Origin of the sequence: Psychrobacter faecalis, from assembly GCF_016107575.1 — a bacterium.
GTDB classification, from domain to species: Bacteria; Pseudomonadota; Gammaproteobacteria; order Pseudomonadales; family Moraxellaceae; genus Psychrobacter; species Psychrobacter faecalis.
In genome coordinates this window covers 1-609 of sequence record NZ_JABAST010000091.1, presented here as the reverse complement: position 1 = coordinate 609, position 609 = coordinate 1, and the positions used below count along the sequence as shown (strand labels likewise).

The 609-nt window shown below is 36.0% G+C and carries 1 pseudogene; it reads right to left on the bottom strand.

Going from position 1 to position 609, the window contains the following annotated elements:
• Positions 1 to 469: 469 nt before the first annotated feature.
• Positions 470 to 609: pseudogene (locus JFC07_RS13055) on the bottom strand (IS982 family transposase); the annotation flags it as partial.

The window sequence follows — 609 nt, the reverse complement described above, 5'->3', positions numbered from 1 at the left end:
CATTGTCCCCTTTGGAATTATTATTTAGGGGTGACAACTATCCTGCCATAGGGGGATTTATTGATTTTACATTTTTTACTTTATATTTATTGCCAATGATAAACTGACTGTTTTTTTCTCTATTGATGGATTTTCCAAAAGATTCGTATAAAAGCTTATTAGTTCTCCACTTGAGGTGTTAAAAGAACAGCTCAACGTAGATTTGCTTATTAAGTATTGAACATCAATCACTTTGCTTGAGTTCAATTGTTTATCGTGTATTTCTGCCTGTGTGCTGGCAGATGTGGTTAGCAGTAGAAGTACAATCCAGCTGCTAACCGTTTTCTTTACACTATCGAGTCGAGGTAGAGTCATGGAAGTTTAGTCCTTGATCAATTAAAGATTGGGTATCAACTATAGGTGCTGATTGCTGAGACTGTGAACCCCAAGCTTTTTTAGGATAGTAATAAATATACGTACTACCCCACTCTCAACTTGAAATAAGCAATTCAAACTGAAGAGGCGGATTACCAAGTTTTTTGTTGAGTACAAAACACAGATTGTGTGAAAGAATCTTACGAATCAATCGATGAGACAAATGCCATAAATCTCTTGCTCGTACCCTTTGTA